The organism is Roseibium sp. R5, from assembly GCF_055755305.1.
In genome coordinates this window covers 800,894-824,143 of the sequence record NZ_CM146910.1, presented here as the reverse complement: position 1 = coordinate 824,143, position 23,250 = coordinate 800,894, and the positions used below count along the sequence as shown (strand labels likewise).

At 53.8% G+C, this 23,250-nt stretch carries 13 protein-coding genes; 6 read left to right on the top strand and 7 right to left on the bottom strand.

The genetic code is table 11. The features are described from left to right. Positions 1-41: 41 nt before the first annotated feature. Entirely contained in the window at positions 42-6,470 is a 6,429-nt protein-coding gene (locus tag AC0J4F_RS03780; protein ID WP_473025447.1) for an SDR family NAD(P)-dependent oxidoreductase, read from the top strand. Between the two features lie 43 nt (positions 6,471-6,513). On the opposite strand, the gene AC0J4F_RS03775 is transcribed toward AC0J4F_RS03780, so the two are convergent. Then, on the bottom strand, positions 6,514-7,806 hold the full coding sequence (locus AC0J4F_RS03775) for a glycosyltransferase (protein ID WP_133949375.1): 1,293 nt from the start codon (positions 7,804-7,806) through the stop codon (positions 6,514-6,516). Positions 7,807-7,890: 84 nt separating this feature from the next. Continuing rightward, complete coding sequence (locus AC0J4F_RS03770) at positions 7,891-8,727, bottom strand: WecB/TagA/CpsF family glycosyltransferase (RefSeq protein ID WP_473025446.1); 837 nt, start codon at positions 8,725-8,727, stop codon at positions 7,891-7,893. Positions 8,728-9,021: 294 nt separating this feature from the next. Here AC0J4F_RS03770 and AC0J4F_RS03765 point away from each other — a divergent pair, with 294 nt between their 5' ends. The 3 genes from AC0J4F_RS03765 (at position 9,022) to AC0J4F_RS03755 (ending at position 12,142) form a co-directional block, all read left to right on the top strand. Continuing rightward, positions 9,022-10,377: an oligosaccharide flippase family protein gene (locus AC0J4F_RS03765; RefSeq protein ID WP_473025445.1), complete on the top strand. Its 1,356-nt coding sequence runs from the start codon at positions 9,022-9,024 to the stop codon at positions 10,375-10,377. A gap of 34 nt (positions 10,378-10,411) precedes the next feature. Beyond that, positions 10,412-11,362, top strand: a complete 951-nt coding sequence (locus tag AC0J4F_RS03760) for a glycosyltransferase family 2 protein (RefSeq protein ID WP_473025444.1) — start codon at positions 10,412-10,414, stop codon at positions 11,360-11,362. A gap of 132 nt (positions 11,363-11,494) precedes the next feature. Next, entirely contained in the window at positions 11,495-12,142 is a 648-nt protein-coding gene (locus tag AC0J4F_RS03755; RefSeq protein WP_422019765.1) for a class I SAM-dependent methyltransferase, read from the top strand. A gap of 88 nt (positions 12,143-12,230) precedes the next feature. Here the strand turns inward: AC0J4F_RS03755 and AC0J4F_RS03750 are convergent, their stop codons facing one another. The 5 genes from AC0J4F_RS03750 to AC0J4F_RS03730 form a co-directional block, all read right to left on the bottom strand. Then, complete coding sequence (locus AC0J4F_RS03750; protein ID WP_473025443.1) at positions 12,231-13,160, bottom strand: glycosyltransferase family 8 protein; 930 nt, start codon at positions 13,158-13,160, stop codon at positions 12,231-12,233. 98 nt (positions 13,161-13,258) lie between these two features. Then, positions 13,259-14,530: a glycosyltransferase family 4 protein gene (locus AC0J4F_RS03745; protein WP_473025442.1), complete on the bottom strand. Its 1,272-nt coding sequence runs from the start codon at positions 14,528-14,530 to the stop codon at positions 13,259-13,261. Then, entirely contained in the window at positions 14,527-16,098 is a 1,572-nt protein-coding gene (locus AC0J4F_RS03740; protein ID WP_166672705.1) for a Wzz/FepE/Etk N-terminal domain-containing protein, read from the bottom strand. The genes AC0J4F_RS03745 and AC0J4F_RS03740 overlap by 4 nt, the downstream gene beginning before the upstream one ends. 6 nt (positions 16,099-16,104) lie before the next feature. Beyond that, complete coding sequence (locus AC0J4F_RS03735; RefSeq protein ID WP_133949361.1) at positions 16,105-17,406, bottom strand: polysaccharide biosynthesis/export family protein; 1,302 nt, start codon at positions 17,404-17,406, stop codon at positions 16,105-16,107. A gap of 183 nt (positions 17,407-17,589) precedes the next feature. Continuing rightward, positions 17,590-18,957, bottom strand: a complete 1,368-nt coding sequence (locus AC0J4F_RS03730) for an O-antigen ligase family protein (RefSeq protein WP_133949359.1) — start codon at positions 18,955-18,957, stop codon at positions 17,590-17,592. An 86-nt stretch (positions 18,958-19,043) separates the two neighbouring features. Between AC0J4F_RS03730 and AC0J4F_RS03725 the strand changes: the two genes are divergently transcribed. Both AC0J4F_RS03725 and AC0J4F_RS03720 read left to right on the top strand, forming a co-directional pair. Further along, positions 19,044-21,806, top strand: coding sequence for a glycoside hydrolase family 9 protein (locus AC0J4F_RS03725; protein ID WP_473025441.1), 2,763 nt, complete (start codon positions 19,044-19,046; stop codon positions 21,804-21,806). Between the two features lie 129 nt (positions 21,807-21,935). Next, a complete protein-coding gene (locus AC0J4F_RS03720; RefSeq protein ID WP_473025440.1) occupies positions 21,936-23,162 on the top strand; it encodes a glycosyltransferase family 2 protein in 1,227 nt (408 codons plus the stop codon). The last annotated feature ends 88 nt before the right edge of the window (positions 23,163-23,250 follow it).

Here is a 23,250-nt window from a genome sequence, read left to right as displayed (position 1 = left end):
CTCAATAATTTGAGGCGAAGTCCCGTTTCCGGAATCTTGAAATGACAATAGGATCAACCGATGCCGGCCTGAATGATGTTGCAATCGTCGGGATGGCTCTTCGTGTTCCAGGCGCACGGAATACCGGCGAATTCTGGGAAAATCTCAGAAACGGTGTTGAATCGGTGCGCACGCTGAGCGACGCGGAACTTGAAGCATCTGGCGAAGATCCGGTGAAGGCCGCACAGCCGAATTACATTCCCCGAACGGCAGATATTCCAGATATGGAGCTGTTCGATCCGGAGTTTTTCGGGCTGAGCCCTAAGGAAGCCGCGATCATGGATCCGCAGCACCGCCATTTTCTCGAGTGTGCCTGGGAAGCGATCGAAGATGCCGGGCGTCCGCCGGAATCCATCGAAGGTCCTGTTGGGGTTTATGCCGGCTGCGGCATGGGCAGCTATTTCTATTTCAACGTTTGCAGTGACCGGCAGCTGATGGATCAGGTGGGCATGTTCCTGCTTCGTCACACAGGCAACGACAAGGACTTTCTGGCGACACGCGCCTCTTACGCTTTCGATCTCAAAGGCCCGAGTGTCAACGTCCAGACAGCCTGCTCAACGTCCCTTGTTGCGGTCCACTACGCCTGTCAAAGCCTGTTGAACGGCGAAACCGATATGGCATTGGCCGGTGGAGTGACCATCGATCTGCCGCATCGCCGTGGATACTTTTTCCAGGATGGCGAAATCCTGTCACCGGACGGACATTGCCGTCCGTTCGATCATCGGGCTGCTGGCACGATCTTTGGCAGCGGCGTTGGGGTTGTTGTCCTGCGGCGTCTTGAGGATGCGATTGCCGACGGCGACAACATCCATGCTGTGATCAAGGCATCTGCCATCAACAACGATGGTCACAGCAAGGCGGGTTACCTTGCGCCGAGCGTGACCGGGCAGGCGGAAGCGATCATCGAGGCGCAGGCGCTCGGCGGGATCGAAGCCGACACCATTCAGTATGTCGAATGCCATGGAACCGGCACATATCTCGGCGATCCGATTGAAATCGAAGCCCTGACCCAGGCGTTTCGTCAAAGCACAAACCGAACGGGATATTGCCGTGTCGGTTCCGTGAAATCTAACATTGGTCACCTCGATACAGCTGCCGGTGTTGTCAGCCTGATCAAGGCCTCATTGGCGCTTAAGAATGGCGAAATACCGCCAAGCCTCGGCTACGAAAAGCCCAATCCATCGATCGATTTTGCTAACAGCCCGTTTGTCGTCAATGACACGCTGACCCCCTGGCCGATAGGCGTCGGCCCTCAGCGGGCCGCTGTCAATTCACTTGGCGTTGGCGGAACAAACGCCCACGTCATTTTGGAAAAGGCGCCGATGGTTGCCGATGACAGCGGGCGGTTTGACGATGAACCCCAACTCATCCTCTTGTCGGCCAAGGCAAAAAAGGGGCTAGCGGACACTGCCGCCCATCTTGCGAATGCCTTGGAAAGTGATCCGGCATTACCTCTGGCCAGCATGGCCGAAACGCTTTTCAATGGCCGGAAGCCGTTCGAACACCGTCAGATCTCGGCGGTGCGTGGGCGCGCTGATGCGATTGCCGTCTTGCGCGGTGAGCAGCCCAAGAGGCTCGCCCATCATCAGGCAGGAGATCATCCTTGCACGGCAACGTTCCTCTTTCCGGGGGGCGGGGCGCAACATCCCGGCATGGCCCGGCGGCTCTATCAGGAAGACAGTTCATTCCGTCAGTCTGTCGATGAAGGTTTGGCTTTCCTTCCCAATGAGACGGCCGCCCGGATCCGGGAGCTCTGGTTCCCACCGGAGGGCTCCGATCTTGAGAAGGCGGCCGAGGAGTTCCTGACGCCGTCCCTGCAATTGCCGGCCATCTTGATCCTGGAGGTTACGCTGGCTCGCTTGTGGATGAACTGGGGCGTTCAACCGACCGCATTGATCGGCCATTCCATGGGCGAGAATACAGCGGCCTGTATCTCTGGGATCCTCAGTTATCGCGACGCTGTTGGCCTCGTTCATCTCCGCGGCAAGCTCTTTGACACAGTCGACCCAGGCGGAATGCTCAGTATCCCATTGAGTGAGACCGAAGTCCGGGCGCTGATGCCGGAATCTCTCGATATGGCTTCCGTAAACGCGCCGGAGCTTTGCGTTGTTTCCGGGCGGGACGAGGATCTGGAAGACTTTCAGAAGGCGCTTCTGGAAAAAGACATCGATGCAACCCGGATCGCCATCGATATAGCGGCTCATTCGCGGATGCTCGAGCGGATCCTGCCCGAGTTTGAACAGTACTTGCGCAGCATTGCACTCAATCGGCCGCAGATCCCGATCATGTCCAATCTCACCGGAGACTGGCTCACTGATGCGGAGGCCCGTGATCCATCTTATTGGGTCCGGCATCTGCGCTCGACTGTTCAGTTCGGCGCCGGCATGACCCGCCTGAGTGCAGATCCGAACCGGGTTTACATTGAAGTTGGTCCGGGAAAGACCCTGTCCTCGCTGGCCAAGCTGCAAGCGGACGTGGCCGCCAATCAGGTCTTCAATACGCTGCCGCATGCCGACGATGATGCGGATGACCGGCTTTCTTTCCTGACTGCAGCCGGATGGTGCTGGGCCACAGGCTTGAAGGCGGATGTTGCCCGTTGCTGGCAGGACTTTGGCCCCAAGCGCGTTTCGCTGCCACCTTATGCGTTTCAGCGGCAACATTATTTTGTCGAGCGCAGTGTTGCGCAGGGCGGTCAGGCCGGGACAGATACTCCTATCTTGCGCCAAAAGGACTTGCGGGACTGGGGGTACCGTCCGGCCTGGAAACGGTCGGTTCCAGATCTTGTCATAGACGGGGACAAGGAGCCTCGGTCCTGGCTGGTTTTCCTCGATGATACCGGCACCGGAAAACAGCTTGCCGGCAGGTTGAAGAGCGCAGGGCATCAGGTGACCACCGTTCAGCGCGGCGATGTGTTCGCCAAGGTTGACCCGCACACTTACATCCTGTGCAGCGAGGAAGGCAGATCGGGATACGATGCTCTGGTGGCCGGGATCCTCGAGGATGGCCGCTTTCCCGGCAACATTGTGCACGGTTGGCTGTTGACGCAGGACGAAAGCCACCGGCCCGGTTCCAACTTCTTTGAAAGAATGCAGGAAGACGGCTTTTACAGTCTGCTTTACCTCGCCCAGGCGCTTGATGAGCAATCTGCCATCGAAGAGGCGCACCTTACCGTTTTGGCAAACGGAATGATGCGCGTTGGGCACGAGCCCGTCGTGTATCCGTCCAAATCGACAGTGCTCGGTCCGGTTCAGGTCTTGCCAAAAGAGCTTTCCGGCCTCTCGGTTCGCTTGATTGACTTTGATATCTCAGCGGCTGCGAACAATCAGCTGCACGTGGGGGCGCTCGACGATCTGTGGGACGAGCTTTTCGCAAAAGCGTCCAGTGAGATTGTAGCCTATAGGGGAAGCCGCAGGTGGCAGCGTATCCATGAGCGTTTGCCCTTGGAAGACGGGCAATTCGAAGGGCACTTCCAAAAGGGCGGCACTTATCTCATTACCGGTGGTCTTGGCGATCTGGCGATGATTTTCGCAAAGGCCCTTGTTGAAGACCATGATGCCAACATCGTTTTGGTCGGACGCCGCAGCCTGCCGGAGAAGCAGGATCGGGAAACCTATCTGCAGACGCATTCCGGTGAGGATCCGGGTGTCCGAGCGTTGGTCCGTCTATCTGAACTTGAGGCGCTGGGGGGGAAGGTGCTTTATGTTCCTGCTGATGTTACCAACCCGGAAGAGATTGGCGCAGCTGTTGCCGCAGCAAAGGCCCGGTTTGGGGCAATCAACGGCGTGCTTCATACAGCCGGCATTGTCGATGATGATCTCGTCCAACTGAAGACCCTTGAAAATACGCAGCACGTTCTTGCGCCTAAGGTTCAGGGCACGCGCGTTCTGGACATGGTGTTTGCCGACGAACCGTTGGATCTGATGGTGCTGTTTTCGTCAACCAGCACGGACACTGCGCCCATTGGCCAGGTCGATTACGTCGCTGCCAATGCGTTTCTGAACGCCTATGCCGAGAGCAAGAGCGGGGACAAGGGCCGCAGGACGGTTGCGGTTCACTGGGGCATCTGGAGCGAGATTGGTCTGGCCGCGCGGGCGGTTTCGGGTGAGGCGGCTGTTTCAAAGACGGCAACAACGTTTGGGGCGGCCAAGGGCCCCTTGTTCGAGCGCTGGATAACTGATGCTTCCAACACGCGCTGGCTGGAATTCACTGCCAGCACGCAAAAGCACTGGATGTGGAATGAGCACAGGCTCGTTTCAGGCGATGCGATCCTGCCGGGCACCGGGTACATCGAGCTGATCGCGCAAGCCTATTCGGAACTGGATTTTGACCAGCGCCCGGATATCCGCAATCTTGTGTTCTTTAAGCCGCTTAGCCTGGAAGACGGTCAGCCTCGCAACATACGGGTCCGTTTCGAGGCTCAGGGAAATAGCACCTTGAAAGCTATTGTCGCGGCAACTGAAAAAGATGATCCGTCCGCCGAGATCGAGGTTTACGCTGAAGCTCTGGTTTGTCCGCTCAAATCTGTCCCACTGTCTGTGCAACTTGAAGACCTTCAAGCTCCGGCGCGCTGGACAGATGTCCGAAAAGCACCAGAAGGCGGGACAATGCCGTCAGCTCAGGCGCATCATATCAAGTTCGGACCGCGATGGGATGTCTTGCGCAGTCTGTCGCTTGGGCGCGGTGAAGCGCTGGCACGCCTGACGTCCCCGGCTGGCTTCGAGGCAGATTACACGGAAACAACTCTTGCTCACCCCGGTCTTCTCGATATTGCGACCGGCTGTGCCATGGAACTTATCGAAGGCTTCAAGAGTTCAGGTGTTCTTTGGGCGCCCGTTTCCTACTCCGCGATACGCCTTTATGAACCGCTGCCATCCGATGTGATCGCCCATGTACGTTTTGTCGATGAGAATGCTTACGGCGACGGTTTCGGCAGTTTTGACATTACCGTCATGCGGCCGGATGGAACGGTTGTACTTGAAGCTGATCGTTTGACAGTAAAACGCCTGTCCAATGACACCGGGTTTGCAAAGGATTTGAAAACCGCGGCAAGCCAGGATGCTGCTGCGCTCTACAAACTGGCAGCGCAAGTCAAGCAAGGCATTCCACCCGAGCAAGGATTTGAGACCCTGCAAAGGGCTTTGGCGACCGGCCAAACACAGCCGATTATCTCGACCATGCCGCTGGATCTGCTCATAAGAAATGCCGAGGCCGAGGCGCAAGCGCGAGATGTCCAGGAGGGACAGCTCTTTGAGCGTCCGGACCTTGACAGTGCCTACGAGGCACCGCGCAATCCGCTTGAGATCAAGCTGGCTGAATTCTGGTCTGAGCTGCTCGGAATTGAGAAGATCGGTGTTCACGATGATTTCTTTGATATCGGTGGGCATTCACTCATCGCGGTCCGCCTGTTCCGGATGATCCGCCAGACTTACGGCGTCGACCTGCCCATGTCCGTCCTGTTCGACGCTCCGACAATTGCCGAATGCGCCGAGCTGCTGGCATCACATGGTGTTGCCAGTGACGGGGATGCTTCTGCGGAGGTAAAACCCGAACAAACTGCGAAAGCCGATGAAACGGTGCATTTGGTCTCGATGAGCAAAGGCCCGGGAACGGGGGCGACGCCCTTGTTCATCTGTGCTGGCATGTTCGGCAACATCCTGAACCTGCGTCAGCTGGCCCTTCTCGTTGGGCGCGACCGGCCAGTCTATGGACTTCAAGCCCGTGGCCTTTTCGGAAATCAAGAGCCCCACGAAACCTTCGAAGAGATGGCGCGGGATTACCTCGCTGAAATCCGCCAAGTCCAACCTCACGGCCCGTACATCCTCGGTGGTTTCTCAGGTGGCGGGATCGTTGCTTATGAAATGGCGCAACAGCTTGCGGCGCAAGGGGAAGAAGTTGCCGAAGTCATTCTGCTGGACACGCCTGTCCCTGAACAGGTTCACCTGTCGCTCGTCGATCGCGTGATGATTAAGTGGCAGGATCTTCAAAAGAATAAGACAAAGTTTTTCAGTGTTTGGTTGCGCAACCGGAGAGAGTGGCGCGCTCGAACAGAAGCTCAACAGAATGCGGCTGGGGATCAAGCAACCGCAGAAAGTTTTAACAACGAACGGATCCGTTTAGCTTTCATGCGGGCGCATGATGGATATGAAGTTCGACCATATAACGGGCCGGTTGTCCTGTACCGGCCAAAAGCTGAGGTTCTCTATCAAATTTCCGGCGGCCGCCGTCTTCAGGATGGTCTGAACATTCTTCGCGAAGACAACGGCTGGTCGCCGTTTGCATCAAAACTGTCGATTGTCGAGGTGCCCGGAGATCACGATTCCATGGTTCTCAATCCGAGTATTCAGGTGCTCGCCAGTAGAATGAGAAAATCCTTGGAAGCAAGGACGGCGGCGGCAATTGGCTCTGACAAGGCCGGGATTGCGGCAGAGTGATGCTGGACCAGGTGGTGCTAGTGAAAACCGGTCCTGTCGCAGATCAGGAGTAATCCCGGCGGTTTGTAATTGGCCGACCGGCGATCAGGTCTTCGTAATACGGGACAGTCAGCGCTGCCTTGCGATCCCAGGTAAAGCAGTCTGTAGCGTACTCTACGGCTGAATTGGCCTTTGAAAGCTGGTCGGCTGGTTTGGTCACAGCCTCTTCCATCGCGTGCTGATAGCCGGCGACCATCTCATCGAGGGTGTTTAGTTCGATTCGAAAGCCGCGATCCTCAGATACGAGATCACCCGGCGCGCCATAGTTGGTGACGAAATTCACACAGCCTGACGCCATTGCTTCGACCACCACGCCCGCGCCAAGTTCGCGGATTGAAGGAAAAACGAACCCGTCTACGGATCGGAAAAACCGACCGACGTCCTTCTGCTCTATCCAGCCGTGAAAGATGACGCTATCGCCCCGCCCTGTTTGCTCGACGACCGCTTCTAGCCGTTCCCTTTCAGGGCCGTCACCGACTATATGCAGTTTGTGCTCTGCCAGGATGGCGCTTTCACAAAAGGCCCGAACGGCCACCTCCGGAACTTTGTAGGGTACCAGCCGCCCGATGAATGCGAAGTTGTACGGTCCTTCTCCGGAAAATGCAGGCGTCCGGTCCGTTGCATCAAACCATTCAGGGTCGAAGCCGACTTCAGGAAAGCTCACGACCTTCGAGGCCGCGCCGTCTGGTAAATCCCTTGCGGTATGATCAAAAGCAGCCAGGATCAGTGCGGCATTTCTGTACGTTGCAGAAGAATAGGGCAGGTATTTGTAGAAGTTCCGGAGTACCCGCGCCCGTTCTTTTTCCCGTGTCTGTTCGGAGCGGAACTCTTTTGGCCAGTCCAAATTGCCGTTCAAGGGACCAATGACAAACGGAACCGGCGATTTGCTCGCGATATAACTGGGCATTGTGGGCGACATGGGTGTGATCCGGTGCACCAAATCAAATTCGCCGGATTGCAGCTCGTCCTTGAAGGTTTTCCAAACCTCCCACTCAAAAGCAAGGTATGTCGGATAGTGAAAAATCGTTCCAAGCGACCATGCCACCTTCCCGCCACCTCTGATCCAGGTTGAGAAGCGGTGGATTGGTTTTGCCACGTATTCATTATCGACATAGCGGAAGTCGGCGCCTTTTGATCGCGGATCCTTTTCGATGTTTTCCCTGTTTCGGACGTGGGTGGCGATGGTCACATCACAGAATTTTGCCAAGGAAAGCGCATACTTGTATCCAACAACCGGAAGCGAGGGCCAATTCGGATTACAATCATCAGCAAGGATCAGAACACGGGGTTTCTTCAATTATAACTCCTGGGACGGACACTTAGTCACTTAGCTGAAATCCTGCGGACACGCTGTTTCTGATCGGTTTTGAACCAAAACCAATTACTTCATCGTACTGGCGGATTTGTGCCGCCATTTCAAAAACATCCAAATGATTTTGGGGCCATCCCAAAGATAACGCCGCCACATCCGTTTCGGGTTGGCCAACAAACGGAAAGCCCACTCCATTCCGCAGGCGCGAACCCATTCCGGTGCTCGCTTTTGCCGGTCAGTCAAAAAATCAATACTTGCACCGACACACAGGCCGATACCCGCGGCGCTGCCTCGGCGTTTCAGATCCTGGGCAAAAAACTCTTGCTTCGGAAAAGACAGGCAAATCAGGTAAATGTCCGCATCGCAGGTCTCAGTAGCTGTCAGAGCTTTCTCCCAATCTTGTGCGCCTCGGTCCATGAAGCCAGACGGGATGTACTGCAAATCCACCCCCGGATACCTGTTTCGCAGTATCTCTATCTGGGAGAGATCGGGGCCGACAACGGCGAAACGCAAGTTTTGAGCTTTGGGATCCGCCAGAAGGTCCTGCACAATATCGGCACCAGGATAAACCCTGAGATTCATTTTCTGGGAATTCGCCAGGCGGCTCAAGATCTTGCTGTCGCAGACCTTCCAGAATGCGTCTTTATAAGCCGATGCTACCTCGTCATCGCGTTCCAGAAGGATGACATGATAGACGTTTGGAGTGACGAAATATTCGAACGTCTGAGGCTTCGAATTCAAGATGAGCGACAACCAATCGGCCTGCTTGCCAATATCGAATTCCAAACCGATGAACTGGAGTTTGGAGAACGGTGAGGCAGGTGCTGCGGTCAGCGAATCCTCAGGTTTTTGCTCAGAACGGTTCGGCATATGGCTCGTCGGATGTCGGTTGAATCCTGCGATCATGAAATCTCAGAAATCTCAATATGTTGCGTATATGTGATCGAGATTAACAAACTGCAGGCGGGTCTGCTTTTTGATCAAAAAAGATCAATTTTTTAACCTGCTGAAAGATATACAGTCTTTGAGCCATCTTCAATCAGATCGCGAATGAATTCTTAACAACTTGCTACCTCGGTTCTAGACCGAAAAGCACAGTTCCATGACGTAACGAGTTGGAAAATGCATGCGTATGTGTGACGGAGCTACTCGCTCGATCTATGAGGCGATCTCAACCGTTTTTCGAGGGGCCTAGCCCAAGTGGCGATTACGCAAAAAAAAGCGATGACCGGTGCGATTTGGACAATCGCTTCCTTTGGTGGAACGACAGGAATACGTTTCGTCTCCAATGTGGTGTTGTCGCGCCTTATCACGCCGGAAATCTTCGGCATCGCAATGGTGCTTTCAACGTTCAGATCAGGCATCGAACTGCTGACCGACGTGGGCATTGCACAGAACGTCGTCCGCAGCCGAAACGCCGATGATCAGTCTTTCCAAAACTCTGCCTGGACATTGCAATTTGTCAGGTCTCTCATTCTGTGTTCGATACTGTCGATCGCGGCCTACCCGTTGGCAAATCTATATGAGATACCGTCAACAGCTATTCAGCTGAGCGCGGTAACGATCATTTTTCTTGGTTTGTCTTCGACGTCTATCTTTTATCTGCAGCGGAATTTGCAGTTTGGACGTGCGAATATGTTCGAGCTGTCATGTGATTTTGTCACGGCGGTTTTGATCATCTTTTTCGCCTATATGAGCCCGACAATTTGGTCGATCCTGATTTCGGGCCTTTTCGCGGCTGTGTTTCGGGTCGGGCTCAGCTATCTCTTACCGAGAGCGCGAAACTGGTTTGAGTGGAACCGGGTGCATGTGCGCGAGATTTTTTCCTTCGGAAAATGGATGTTTTTATCGTCCTTATTGTCATTTCTGTGCATGAACTTCGACAAACTGTTTTTGGCCAAGACCATTCCTTTGGCGACTGTCGGCATCTATGCCATCGCCCGAACAATAGCAGACCTACCGGCATTTTTGGCCGGAAGGCTGGGGTATTCGCTTATCTTCCCCATGGTTTCCTCGCAGCATGCAGCTACCCGTACTGAGATAAGATCAGGCCTTTTGGCACTCAGAACAAAACTATTGACGCTCGCGGCCCTCGGGGTTGCTTGTGGCATCGCCTTTTCCGATGTGGCGGTGTGGATCATATACGATCCGCGCTATTCCGATGCAGGCTGGATCCTGGCCATGCTGCTCATCGGAACCTGGGGCGCAATTCTGTCCGCTTTTTCAGAATACACGCTCTTGGGCCTCAGCAAGCCGGTCTACGGTGTTGTGGCAAACGCTTTGAAGCTGGCTGGAATTCTTCTTTTGCTTCCCATTGGCTATCAATGGATGGGACTTCCTGGGGCATTGATCGGCTTGGCGGTTGGTGAGGTCGTTCGGTATTTTCCGCTTGCAATTGGGTCTGTTCGGGAAAGGACATCCTTTCTTTTGCATGATCTGGCGATGACTGCGATTGTTGTCGCGGCGACGGCTGGTTTGATGTGGGGCAGGAGTGCGGCGGGTTACGGCACCTCGCTCGACGCCGTTTTGCCGCTCCTTTCCGCTGGCGGAGTGTAATGGAGATGGGCCAGCGCAGATGACTATTGGGATCGTGATCATTGGCCGCAACGAAGGGGAGCGGTTCCAGAACTGCATAAGATCCCTTCAGGGGGTGTCTGATCGGGTCGTGTATGTCGATTCCGGATCGACAGACAATAGCGTCAGCTGGGCTAAGGAAGCAGGTTTTCAAGTTGAAACTCTGCCAGCAGACCGCCCGTTCACGGCAGCCCGTGCCAGGAATGCAGGCTATCGCAGGCTTGTTCAACAGTTCCCGGATACCGTTTTCATCCAGTTCATGGATGGTGACTGCCAATTGAATGCCGGTTGGTTAGATGCCAGCTTGGATTTTCTGAAAAATCACCCCGAAGTCGCAGTTGCTTTTGGTCGTCGGCGGGAACAATTTCCCGACGCCACCATCTACAACACCATGTGCGACTTAGAATGGAATACTCCGATTGGCGAGCGACAGGAGTGCGGTGGAGACTGCCTGATCCGCAGGGCAGCTTTCGACGAAGCTGGCGGATACCGTGATGACTTGATCGCGGGTGAAGAACCGGAAATGTGCCTGCGGTTGCGGGAGAAGGACTGGAGGATCTGGCGGCTTGATGCCGAAATGACCCTCCACGATGCCGACTTACATTGTTTTTCCCAATGGTGGAAACGCTCGGTTCGAGCAGGGCACGCATTCGCTGAGGTTTCTTGGCGGCACCGGAACTCACCGAAGAGGATCTGGCAACGCAACGTTTTCCGGGCGGTTCTTTGGGGGGGCGCGTTGCCAAGTGTTACTGTTGTTGCCGGGATGATCCATCCGGCGTTCTTACTGTTGTTCTTGCTCTATCCGCTGCAGCTTGTTCGGCTGATGCTCCGGTCATTTCGGGCGGGCCGTCCTGCGGCTATTGGGTTTTATGAACTGATCGGAAAGTTTGCCGAGTTTCAAGGTATCCTAAAACATTATTGGAACAGATTTCTGATGCGAAATAGCAAAATAATTGAATATAAGTAGTGCTTGTGTGCAGATCGTAGTTGTTTGCCATTTTCAGCGACAAAAATTGAAAGAGCCTAGCTGGGGTTAATCTAACGGCGAAATTTGTCTTTTGGTTTTCATGCAAATGTTGGTCTTTAGAGGTATTGGGATATGCATTTTGTGACGTCGCGCATTACCGAGCCATTGAAAAAAAAGTTCACAAAACAGACGCGCAATTACCGGATGCAGGCTTTTATCGGTCACTTGGGAATACGAAATGGAGAACGCGTACTGGATTTAGGCGGTGTGCCTGAGTTTTGGGAGAATTGCCCTATTCCGTTGGATATAACGATCTTAAATCTCCCAGGATACAATCCGCGAACAGTGCCACAGTCCCATCATCGCATCACTTTGGTTGAAGGGGATGCATGCAACGTCGAATTTGCTGCAGACAACAGCTTCGATATCGTTTTTTCCAATAGCGTTATTGAACATGTCGGAGACAAGACAAAACGGTCTGAGATGGCCAGAGAAGTACGCCGTCTGGCGCCCAGGTACTGGGTGCAGACACCTTCAATCTGGTTTCCTATGGAAGCGCATTGTCACATGTTCTTTTGGTGGTTTTACCCTGAATCCGTACGCCGTTTTTTCATGAATCGTTGGCGCAAAAGCTTGCCGGCCTGGACGAATATGATGTTGGGCACCACGGTTGTTTTGCGAGGGGAGATGCTCGCACTCTTCCCAGATGCTGCGATATGGACTGAGCGGAAATTTGGGTTCACCAAAAGCTACAGTGCGTTTCGCAGTTCAGCGCCATGACGGTCCATAACAAACGAAATAGTTCATTGATGCTGGTCGTGCTGAGACGTCTTTGACAATTGCCGAGGCGCTTAACCCTTTAATCTGATTAGTTCAGAAACTTCTGGAGTGTCCGTCTGATCTTGCCAGTAACCATATCCATTTTCGGAATTTTGCTTTCAATGGTTTCCTTTACAACACCCAATCCGGCTGGATCCCAGGGCCGATTGCCAGCGTAGGCTGTGCGATCCAACACATCATAAAAGCGGTCCCAGATCTCGGTTCGATGATAAGGGTCGTTCAATTTTTCTTTGTATCTCGCGTGCCAAGGCTTCACCGTTCCTATCAAGTGTATGATGCGGTTCTCCACGGTATCCGGCCGTTCGTATTGTGACGTGTTCCAGACATGATCCAGAAATTCGGTGTCGCCGTCGAAAAATACGTTTAATGCGTCCTGATCTTGCGAATGAAAAGTGTCAGCACGTTCGAGCGTCAAATCGACCAAACGGTTTCTGGCATCAAGTTTCCGCCAGCGATCAAGATCGATAATCAAAACACCGCTGTTAAAGTAGTCGTATGGATTAGTGAGCTGAAGCCGTTCACCAATGAAGAGGTGAGGATCAGCGGTCCTTACGGAAATATCACGAACAGAACCTATCGTCTTCCCGTGCATGTTGGCTGCGTTCAATTCAGCCAAATCGCGGAGCACCAACAGATCACAATCAAGATAAATGCATTTTGATTCTTCTCCCAAAAAGTCAGAAATAAAATATCGCGAATAGGCAGATTTTGACTTTAGATACATAGTTGAGCGGAACTTAGAGATATTCTGATAATCAATGTCATAAAATACTACATCCTGGCACATCGGATGGGGCTTCCAGGAATTAGATAACTTTTGTTTATCTTGTTTTGAGAGCCGATCAGCTAAAACATGGATGCGGCAAGGTATACTTGAGTGCTCCAATGACGAGCGAATAGTGACGGCCAAGCCTGGAAGGACCTTTGTATCGGCGCATGCTGCAATGTTTGCGTACAAGTTCTTCTCCATGAAAACAGCGGCCAGTATCTCTGTGTTGACATCGGACGTCTTGCAAACCGTAAAAAATGGAATGCAAGACATATGCGCTTGAATCTTTAGATGTGCGGTGTCCTAAGTACGTTGTCATGTTCATATGATTTGAGGTGCTCGCATAGGGCCCGTGCCAAATCACTGATATCATGCATGGCGGTGACGCGCTGGCGCCCTGTTTCACCCATCTCCTGGAGTGTTTTGGGATCGGCTGACAGCGCAGAGCGAATGGCTTCTGCCAACGCGTTTTCGTCGCCTGGTTCGATCAGCCACCCGCATGAGGTATTTACCAGTTCCGGTATGCCGGCAATGGTTGTCGTAATAACGGGCCGGGTCAGGGCCAAAGCTTCCATCAAGACGATCGGAAGGCCTTCCGCATAGCTGGGGAGAACAAGGGCACGTGACGACTTTATGAAATCCTGGACCTCCGAGTTTGAGCCCCACCCGTGCAAGACGACATGGTCCTCGACCGCATTTTCTTTGATCGCAGCTTCCACATCAGCGCGGCTCTCTCCGTCGCCAACCAGGATGACTTTGATATCGGGATAATCCGCTTTCAAAGCTGAAACGGCGGCCGGAATATGGACTTGGCCCTTCTCCGGACACAGCCGCCCAACACAGACAAAGGTGTTGTTTGTGGGGCTGACGGGAGGCTGCGGACGATAGTCATCCAGTCTTATCCCGCAGCGCGCGATATGAATTTTCTCACTGTCTTCAGCTCTTTGGGCGAAGCTGATGAGCAAGTTTTTGCAATAATCCGAAATAGCCAATACGAAGGCCGCATTCTGGATCTTCAACGCAAAACTCTGAGCCTCCGGATTTTCGAACTCATTCGGGCCATGTGCTGTGAAGCTGTAGTTTGGTCCTCCCAGGGAATGCGCCAGCATCGCAATGGCAGTGGCGTTGGTTCCGAAATGTGCATGAAGATGCCGGATTCCGGATCGGCTCGCCTTTTGGCGGAGGCTCGCGGCTTGCATCAAGTAAGCTACGTGCCGGACGAAACCGCCGTCGGCGTTCGAGTGCAGCTGTTTCCAAATCGGCAGGGTGCGCCAAACGCCGGTAATGTTTGTAAAGATCTCTCGGATGGACGCCAGAAGCAGGTCGGCAAGTTTTCCATCAAGCAAATATTCAGTTCGCGCAGCCTCGCTCCGATCCTTTGGATCTACAAGATCACCGGCAAAACGCCGGCAGGCAAACGGCGTAACCTTGAGCCCGAGATTTTCAAGTGCGTGAATCTCCCGCCGGATAAATGTCGCACTCGGAACTGGATATGTGTTTAGGATGTAACCGATGGCACCATTTTCCGGCATAGGGGAATGCGTCGATTGCGCTGTCACTTGGCGGCACCGGATAGAAAAGTCCTTTGTTTCCGTAAGAAGTTTGCGACCGGAGAAAACAAAAATATCAATGGGTTTTCTCTGGCATTTATCAGCACGGAGCCAATGATTTTCTTATGAATTGAAGGATTTAGTGCAAGCGCGGTCGCCAGATCCGTTTGTGATGTCTTTGCCCATTCTGCGACGAAAATGATTGAATCAAGGTACTTCGACGCCGCGCCCACGTCCGTTGACGCAAACAATGGTGGCAAGTTGAAAATCACCAAATCATATTGCCGGAATGATGGCTTTAATTCCCGCAACTTGTCTGACCAGATCAATTGCCCAGCTCGTTGAGAGTTTTTAACTGTGCCAATGGAAATGGTCGAGAGACCGGTGTCCGGTTCCCGTTTCACAGCTTTTTCGGACAGCTCGCCTTTGCCCATAATGATGTCGATCAGACCGCGTTCGCCATCAGTGACATGGTTTTTTGACGATGCGGCACTGCTATATGCGTTTGCGTCGACCAGAAGAACTTTATGATCGGGTGTTGAAATGAGGCGAGCCAATTGTTCGGAGACCAAAGCGCTGCCGCTTTCTTTTTGCAGCGAGGTCACCCCAACGTAGCGCATTCGGCTGCCAGTTTCAGAGGTCGAACTTTGTATCAACGACGCAACATTAAACAAGGCTGAGTCATCAACCTCTACTTTAGCAGAAGCCGGTCGGAGTTCCTTTTTTTTGTCCGCAGTTCCAGCCTTCTTTTTCGTGCGTGAACTGGTTTTGCCTACTCCAAGGCAAGGCTGTCCAATCACATTGGTGAGTTGCTCCGGGTTTCGGATGCGCGTGTCGAAGAAAGACAAGATCAGGGCTGCAAACAGACCGATGAATCCACCTATGACACCAGCGACGGCAATGATAAGCAGGCCTCGGGTGTTGCTCTTGTGAATGGGCGGGTAGGCTGCCGACACCACCGTCGCCCTTGGTCCGACAGAGCGAAGTTGCTCCTGAAGCCAGCCGCTTGCTGCTTCCGCGGTTTCCAATCGGTCCTGCTCAAGTTTTGCCAGATACGCATCAACGACTGCATTTACAGTGTTTGCTGATGTTTGCGGATCGTCGGACCGAAAGCTGATGTTAATGAGGTTGCTTTGCCCGATGCGGGAAACAATAAGCCTCTGACGGAAGGCTTCCAATTCCTCAATATCTGAGACGGTCTTCACGTCATCGGCTTCATTATCTGCCGCTGTGCCTTCCAGCGTCTCGATTGCAGCTATAATGATTGAGGTGGACCCGATGATCTGTTGCTGGGTATCGAGAAACGTCGGCAAGGCTTGCGCTTCAGGTAGAAACACCCCGGAACCCCCGCCGGGCAAGAGGCGCAAGTTCACGACATCAAGTGTCGCGGTTGCCTGAAACGTCGCAGGCCTGACAAGCACATAAGTTACTGCCAGCACGCCGAAGATTGCCGGGATGAGAATGACTACCCATAGGCGCTCGATTAAAGCGCGCGCCATCCATTGCCAGTCATACGTCGATCCGTTTGACACTGGCAGCGATCTGACGGCTGTTTTTGGAAGAGAAGAAACGTCCACTTTGTCTTATTCTCCAAGCCGAAGGCTGCCAGAGGACACTCTCTGAGGTATGGCTCCGGACAGGTCGTCGTCTCCAAAGCGTGCGACCTTCACAATGTCGCCGGGGTTGACGCTTGTCGTTTCCTCAGCGTTCAGTGTTTGAACCTCACCGTCGACCGTCCGAATGATCGTGAAAGTGAGGCTTTGTGGCAAACTGAGCTCACTATTTGGCCGCTGGCGGTCTGTGAAACCACTCGCGGAATTCACCAGGCTTTCCCGTGTCTTGACCCGTTCCTGATTGGCGCGCAACTCGGACCGTATCCTGACGAGTTGTGTTTCGGCCTCGTCGAGGTAATTCGACTCATGATCTCGCAGCTCGATACGTGCAGCTTCGAGTTCTTGTTCGGCGCGCAGGAGTTCCACTTCAAGTCGCTTCTTCTCCAGCTGTCCGTCTGCTATTTCGCGATTGAGCGGCAGCAAGCGGGGTGAGCCGTAGCCCTGTTTGATCAGATCCTGGATTTTTTCCAGCTCCGTCTGAAAAGAATCCAGCTTGAGTTTGGCATCTTCCAGTTGCTGATTTAGCAGTGTGATCTGGCCTTCAAAGAGGGTAATTGCCGTTGTCAGTGATTTCTTTTCATTATTAAATCGCTGCAGTGAGGCTCTAAACAGCTGAGCTTGCTCGGCGAGCGCACGCGTAAGATTTGGCGGCGCATCTTCTGGGAGCGGCGGAAACACGGTTTCCCCTTTTGCCTGAGCCTCGTAACGGACCCTTTCCGCTTCCAGATCGGCCGCCTCGCTTCTGAGCGTTCGCAGTTCACCCAATGTATTGATGGCAGAGCTTTCAAGGCCCCACTCCGACTGGCTTGGTGGACGATAAACGCCCCCGGCAATGCTCAAAGCGTTGAGCACCAGCATCCCGGGCCGATACGCGTATTCGCCCGGCGATGTGACTGCTCCAAGAATGTAAAACGGCCGGTAAGCGGAAATATCGACAGCCACATTTGGGAGTGAGCGAAGTTTGGCTTGCTCTTGGAGACGTTTAGCGATTTCTGTGGCCAACTCCCGCGGTTCAAGCCCGGCTGCATCCACCTCACCCACGATGGGTAACACCACACTGCCGGATGCGCCGACCTCAAATTCATTGGTAAGGGCGGGCCACTCCGCCACATAGATGCGCAGCCGGTCCTGGATGCCGAGGCGGTATTCGTCCGCCTTAGTCGGGATCGATCCGCCCAAAGCAAACATCGGTAGCGCCAAAAACAGCACCAATAGAACACCGATTATCCGCAGCGGAAATCGCTGCGCTGTTGTGTTCGGATAAAGCCGCAATTCCTACTCCACCGCATGTACTTCTGGTTTGATCGTAGCACTCTGAGTGCCAGATTTAGTTCAAATTTGTAAAAACGGGCCAAATGAAATCTGACCATTGAAAATTGTGACAGTATATTGGTTTCTATGGTTACGGAAACCTATACACCCGTTCACCCAACCCAGAACCAATTATGGCCGCGCCTATTTGCTCAAAGCCCCCGCTTTGAACGTGAAAGTGGCGACTGGATTTTCGCTTGCAACTCTTTGATGGATAGACGTCTCATCTGCGTATCGACGGCTAGCAATGCCAAATGTCATTCCAACCACGATGGCAAACACGATCTGCACCTGCTTGATCAGGAAAATCCATTCAAACAGAGAATGGAGGTAGGCGATGAGCATTGCCGTGCCAAACCCCAGAAGTAACCCGCCATCGGGTATCAAGCGGCGGCGCCACCCAACAAAAAATGCGGTAACCAATGGCACTGCCAGCAAAGCGTAGAATGAAAGCAGGCCCGCCCGTCCGGTTTCTACACCGATCAATCTGTAAGCGTCATGGACGATGTTGTTGATGTTGCCTTCGTTTTGATGAACGCCGGCAAGCTGGGAGTAGTTATACCGCTTGAGCGTATAGGTGTAGTGATTGAAGCCAACGCCTGCAGGGAAATCGTCCCTGATGAGGTCTGCGGCCCTGTTGAACGCTGCGCGCTCGTCATAAACATCTTCGCTTAGAGCAGCGCTTTCAAATCTCTTTTCGAAAACAAGATAGGTCGCCGGTGCAAGCGCAAGAGCTGCTATCCCCGCGAGGGCGGCGGCTGCCATGATGCGGTTGGTAAGACCCGTCAGAGCGACGATCAAAAATGTGAGGGCTATGCCGATCACCGTGAAACCGACTGCTCCGCGGGAAGCGGTGAGCAGCATGCAGCATAAAACGGTGAGAATTATCAGACCGTTCCAGATCGTGCCCCGGCTTTGGGTGAGGAGCATGTACAGAAACGGGTAAAGGACGAAATGAGCGATCATCCCAAGGGTATTTTGGTGCAAGAACAACCCAGGAGCCTGGGCGTAGCCCAACCCAAACCGTTGCCACAGCGACGCGACCAATTGGGCCATAATGCCAAGGGCCATACCGCGTAGGAGAAGGTACGGCACCTCTTCAAACGCGCAGGCACGGGCGACGATTGCTGCAACAAATGCCATTTTGGCAAACTGCCAGACTCCGAAGGATGCGACTGTCGGGTTGGCAGCGTTCGGGACTGATGTTGCGGCAACGGCCGTGAAAACAACGAACGGCAAGAAAAACAGCCAAGAGGTGCGGTGGCGTGGCAGTATGAAAAATGCCACTACCGCTAGGTAATCGACGATCGAAATCTCGATGCCGTAGACAAAACCAACCCAACCATCGGGAGCGTTAATTACGCCGATGTCGAGTAGCGGTATGCTGGTCATGAAAAAGGCTGCGGCGCCAAAGGAAATCCAGAAGATGCGCGTGAGGATCTCATACCGCCGTACCAGAAGCGCAAGCGGCAGCGTGCAACACAAAACGATGAGAACGAACGCTATCTTCACACTTCGCACCGACCCTAATTCAGGCTTTTTTTGTCATTTCAGCTGATAATACCTGAACCCCGCTTTGGAATAACGAGATTCTGTTAATGGATGATGTGCTCCCGGTTTTTCGTCTGAGACTATGGCTGGGAATTGTCTGGCTTCTTATGGCCACGGGATATGGTTTTGCTAAAGATCTACGTATCGCGGAAGTCACGATTGCAACGCCCGATATGATCAGTGTTGAGATCAAAGATCCCAACTTTAAACATGGTGCAATCATTGAGCTTGAAGGTTCGCTCCCCCAACCGGTGGGGACCTGGATCGCGCATCGCGACACCTGGGGGATGGTGATTGGTCCAGAACGGCGCCATCTCAGGTTGGCCGACACGCCACCGGCTGAGTTGCTCGACCGAGCGGTTGTCGATCAGGTCGACGGATACCGATTAAACGGCCAGCCGGCCATCACGTCTGTCTACAGGAAATCGCTTCCCTACGATTCCGGCTTCTATCGGTCATCATCCGGTCGCAGCCGGACGGCAGCGGCGATGAAACACCAGGTGTTTCTGAAATTGAGCCATCCTTTGGAGCCTGGGACACACACACTTAGCTGGCCTGGTGACCTGTTTTCCGAGACCACGTTCACCTATGACCCGTCAATAACACGTGCACTAGGCATACGGTCCACACAGGTCGGACACGCCCCGGAAGATCACTCAAAAAAGGCGTATCTCGCATTGTGGGTTCCAGGAGGCCTAAGTGCCGGCGCGATTGATTTCCGCAGTTACGGTCTCGCCCGGTTCTCAATTCTGGATGAAGCGGGGTCCGCCGTGTACTCCGCCGATATGAAACTCAAGTCGTTGCCGGACGCGAAAGAGCCATGGAATGGACTGGGGTCGCCGCTAATTGATTACGCAGCACTCGGAGAGCGACCTGTACCCGTAACTGGGATCGAGACATCCGGGACTTCGTCAATCACTGTGCCAGGCCATGATTTTCAAACTGGCGAGCGTATCGTGCTACAGAGGCTGTCCGGTGCCGAAGATGCTGCCGCGGTGTTCGCCACAGTCGGTGCAGTTTCTTTGGAGACGATCGAAATTCTCGACAGTCAGTCTGCGCTGCCACCCACAGTGGCTCCAGGTGCCACCGCACGTCGCGCTTATTCGGCCAACCGGGCCGGCACTTACGTTTTTGAGATGGATTACAGCGACTGGGTGCCAAAGCCGAACGGGAGCTACCGGATTCGTGTGGATGGGCTCGGCGTGTCCGATGTGTTCCAGGTGTCTTCAGACCACTGGAAAGACATTGGCAGATCAGCACTTGGAGGGCTTTACAATCATCGCAGCGGGATCGCGCTGGATGGGCGGTTTGGTTTTAAGCGGCCGGCTGCTTTCGTTCCAGGTCTGAATGTGGAAATCGCCGAAAGCACCCTGCCTCTATCGTTCTCCAGCCACGGCACGTTGGGGCTTGTGCCGTTTGAGGATGCGGCCAACAGCACATGGCGCAATGGAAAATTGGCCGGGGCCGACTATTGGGGAGGCTATGTGGATGCCGGTGATTGGGATCGTCATATTGTGCATCTTCGCGTGTCCCGCCTGTTTCTTGATCTTCTCGACTATCTGCCCGCGGACCGCCTGAGGACATCCTATGGCATTCCGAAATCCTCAGAGTATTTGGATCCAGAGCTTTATGCCGGCACCGATGACCTCCCGGACCTCCTTCATGAAGCCATATGGACGATCGACTTTTTCCGCAGACTGCAAGGTCCTGATGGAACAGTTCGGGGCGGAATTGAAAGCGCTGGACATCCATTGCTGGGCACTGCCAGTTTTCTGGAAACCCTTCCTGTTTTCACATATGCACCTGACATCAGCAGCACTTACACATATGCGGCAATCGCTGGAAGCCTTGCACGGCATTTGGAAGCCTACGGCCAACCGGAACTGGCCGCTGTCTACATGGACAGTGCTTCTCGGGCCTGGGACGCTGCCGAGGCTGGGTTTTCCGACCTGGATGCTTTTTACGCTGATGCGGTCGCAGGTTTGGTTGCCAGAGGCTACTCAGATTCTGAAGGCTGGCCCGAAATACGTATAAAGTTGAAGGCGGAAGCTGAAACGCTCCGCGTTGCTGCTGCCAGTTCCCTCTACCGCACGACTGGAGAGCTGAGATTTCGAACAGCCGCAGAAGAACGGCTGAGGGAAAATTGGGACTTGTATCTGGAAAAGAGCGATGCCGCTTGGGACTACATGAACAGCTCGGAAACGGACCAAGGCATACGCAAGACGCTGGAAAATCTCTTCAAATCAGAAACTGCGCTTCTGCTGGAGGCCCAGGAAACGAACACCTATCCGAGCATGAAACACCCTTACGCTCCTGCGGGATGGGGACAGGGCGGTCCGCCAGATTCTGGAATAGCGCAGTTGGCTATGCGAACGCACATGTTGACAGGTGACAACGCCATAACTGGGCTTGTGCTGGAAACCCTGAATGGTCTGCTAGGTGCAAACCAAACCGGGATGAGCCTTATGACCGGAGTGGGAGCACGGCAAATACTGCATCCACTTCATGAAGACCATCGTGCGATGGGCGTTCAAGCCCCGCCGGGGATCATCATCTACGGCTGGGCTCCGGCAAATGCTTTTGCCTATGGATGGATCTTCGGACCGTCGTGGTCTCCGCTTGCGGAGGTCGGACTGACATCTCAGTCCCAAAACACCAAGGTTGAACCATCACGGTTTGCAATTCCGTATTTTGAAAACCTAATCGAGTTTCCAGATGTGATCATACAGCAGGAATACACAGTGCATCAGACGATCGGTCCGGTCGCTGCACTGGCACTCTATCTCGATGGACAAGTCGATGCGGATTAGGCAAATCGACTCCATCAAAGGCAAGACAGGATGACTGCCAGCGCTTATGACAGTGCAGATGCCTTGCGGTGACTTCCAGTTGCTGGAGTTTATGTCTTTTCATCCGCTAATTTTGCAGGAGCCTGCCGAATGCCGGCAACCGATACAATAACTCTGTTGGGAGCTGTGACCTACACCGGGCTTTTGGTTTGGGTGTCGATCACCCTTGTCATGACAGTTGTCTATTGTATTGAAGTTCTTGCAGCCGTTTTTTTGCCAAAGCGGCCAATCCAGTGTTCAGAAGAGCGCGTCCCGATGGTTGTCCTCATACCGGCTCACAATGAGGAAGCGGGGTTAACGGAAACCTTGAAAGCAAGCCAAAAGGGGCTTTATCCATTTGATCGGATCCTGGTTGTTGCCGACAACTGCACCGACAACACCGCGTCGGTTGCGCGCCGGAACGGGGCCGAAGTGATCGAGCGAAATGATCCGGATCACCGCGGGAAGGGATTCGCTCTTGATTTTGGTGTTCGCCAACTCGAGCAAAACCCGCCCGGCTGCGTGGTGATTTTGGATGCCGACTGCGTACCCGAAGCCTCGGCGTTGGACAGGATCCGGCGGGTGGCGGGCCACTTGGGGCGTCCTGTCCAGGCGCGGTATCTGATGACGCAGTCTGAAGACACGATTGCGCAAAAAGTCTCGGTCTTCACCTTCCGTCTCAAAAATTGGGTCCGTCTTCTCGGTGTCTGTAATCTGGGCGGTCCCTCGTTCCTGACCGGCAGCGGCATGGCGTTTCCCTGGGACGTTCTTGCAAAGGCTGATCTGGCGCATGGGCATCTGGTGGAAGACATGAAACTGGGTCTGGATCTCGCATCTCAAGGCACCCCTCCAATTTTCTGCGATGAAGCGATCATCCTGAGCCCTCTGCCACACTCGGTCGAGGGCGCCACCACCCAGCGGTCCAGGTGGGTACGCGGTCATCTCTCGCTCATGGGGGTGGCTTTGTGGCGTTTGCCGAAACACCTTGCTCAAGGCAGGTGGTCTGCGGCCGCGTTGGCCGCGAGTGTTCTCGTGCCTCCCTTGACGATCCTCATCTTCCTGCAAGGTGTTGCAGTCTTGAGCACTTTGATCCTGACAGCCCTTTTAAAACTACCTTTACTCCCCCTCGGAATGGCTTTTGGAACACTTTTGGCGTTTTTAGTCGCGACACTGACGGTTTGGTGGGTGTATGGCCGGGATGTCATCCCCGCACGAAACCTCTTGAGACTTGTGGCGCATGTTTTTGTGCGCATTGCCAAGTATCCAGTGGCTGTGTTCAGACCAAAAAGGGCTGGTTGGGCCCGCACGGAAAGAGACGCTGACAGCTCCGAGAACTAGAGTTATGTCTCCGAACAGCGGAACGGATACGTTCGACTTCCATAGCGGATTAGATGACGAAAGATCGGTTGAAGATCGACGATTGGAA

Excerpts from the sequence above, each read along its gene's own strand:
- AC0J4F_RS03780 (WP_473025447.1), top strand. The coding sequence starts at position 42 with ATGACAATAGGATCAACCGATGCCGGCCTGAATGATGTTGCAATCGTC.
- AC0J4F_RS03770 (WP_473025446.1), bottom strand. The coding sequence starts at position 8,727 with ATGATCGCAGGATTCAACCGACATCCGACGAGCCATATGCCGAACCGT.
- AC0J4F_RS03755 (WP_422019765.1), top strand. The coding sequence starts at position 11,495 with ATGCATTTTGTGACGTCGCGCATTACCGAGCCATTGAAAAAAAAGTTC.
- AC0J4F_RS03725 (WP_473025441.1), top strand. The coding sequence starts at position 19,044 with ATGGATGATGTGCTCCCGGTTTTTCGTCTGAGACTATGGCTGGGAATT.
- AC0J4F_RS03720 (WP_473025440.1), top strand. The coding sequence starts at position 21,936 with ATGCCGGCAACCGATACAATAACTCTGTTGGGAGCTGTGACCTACACC.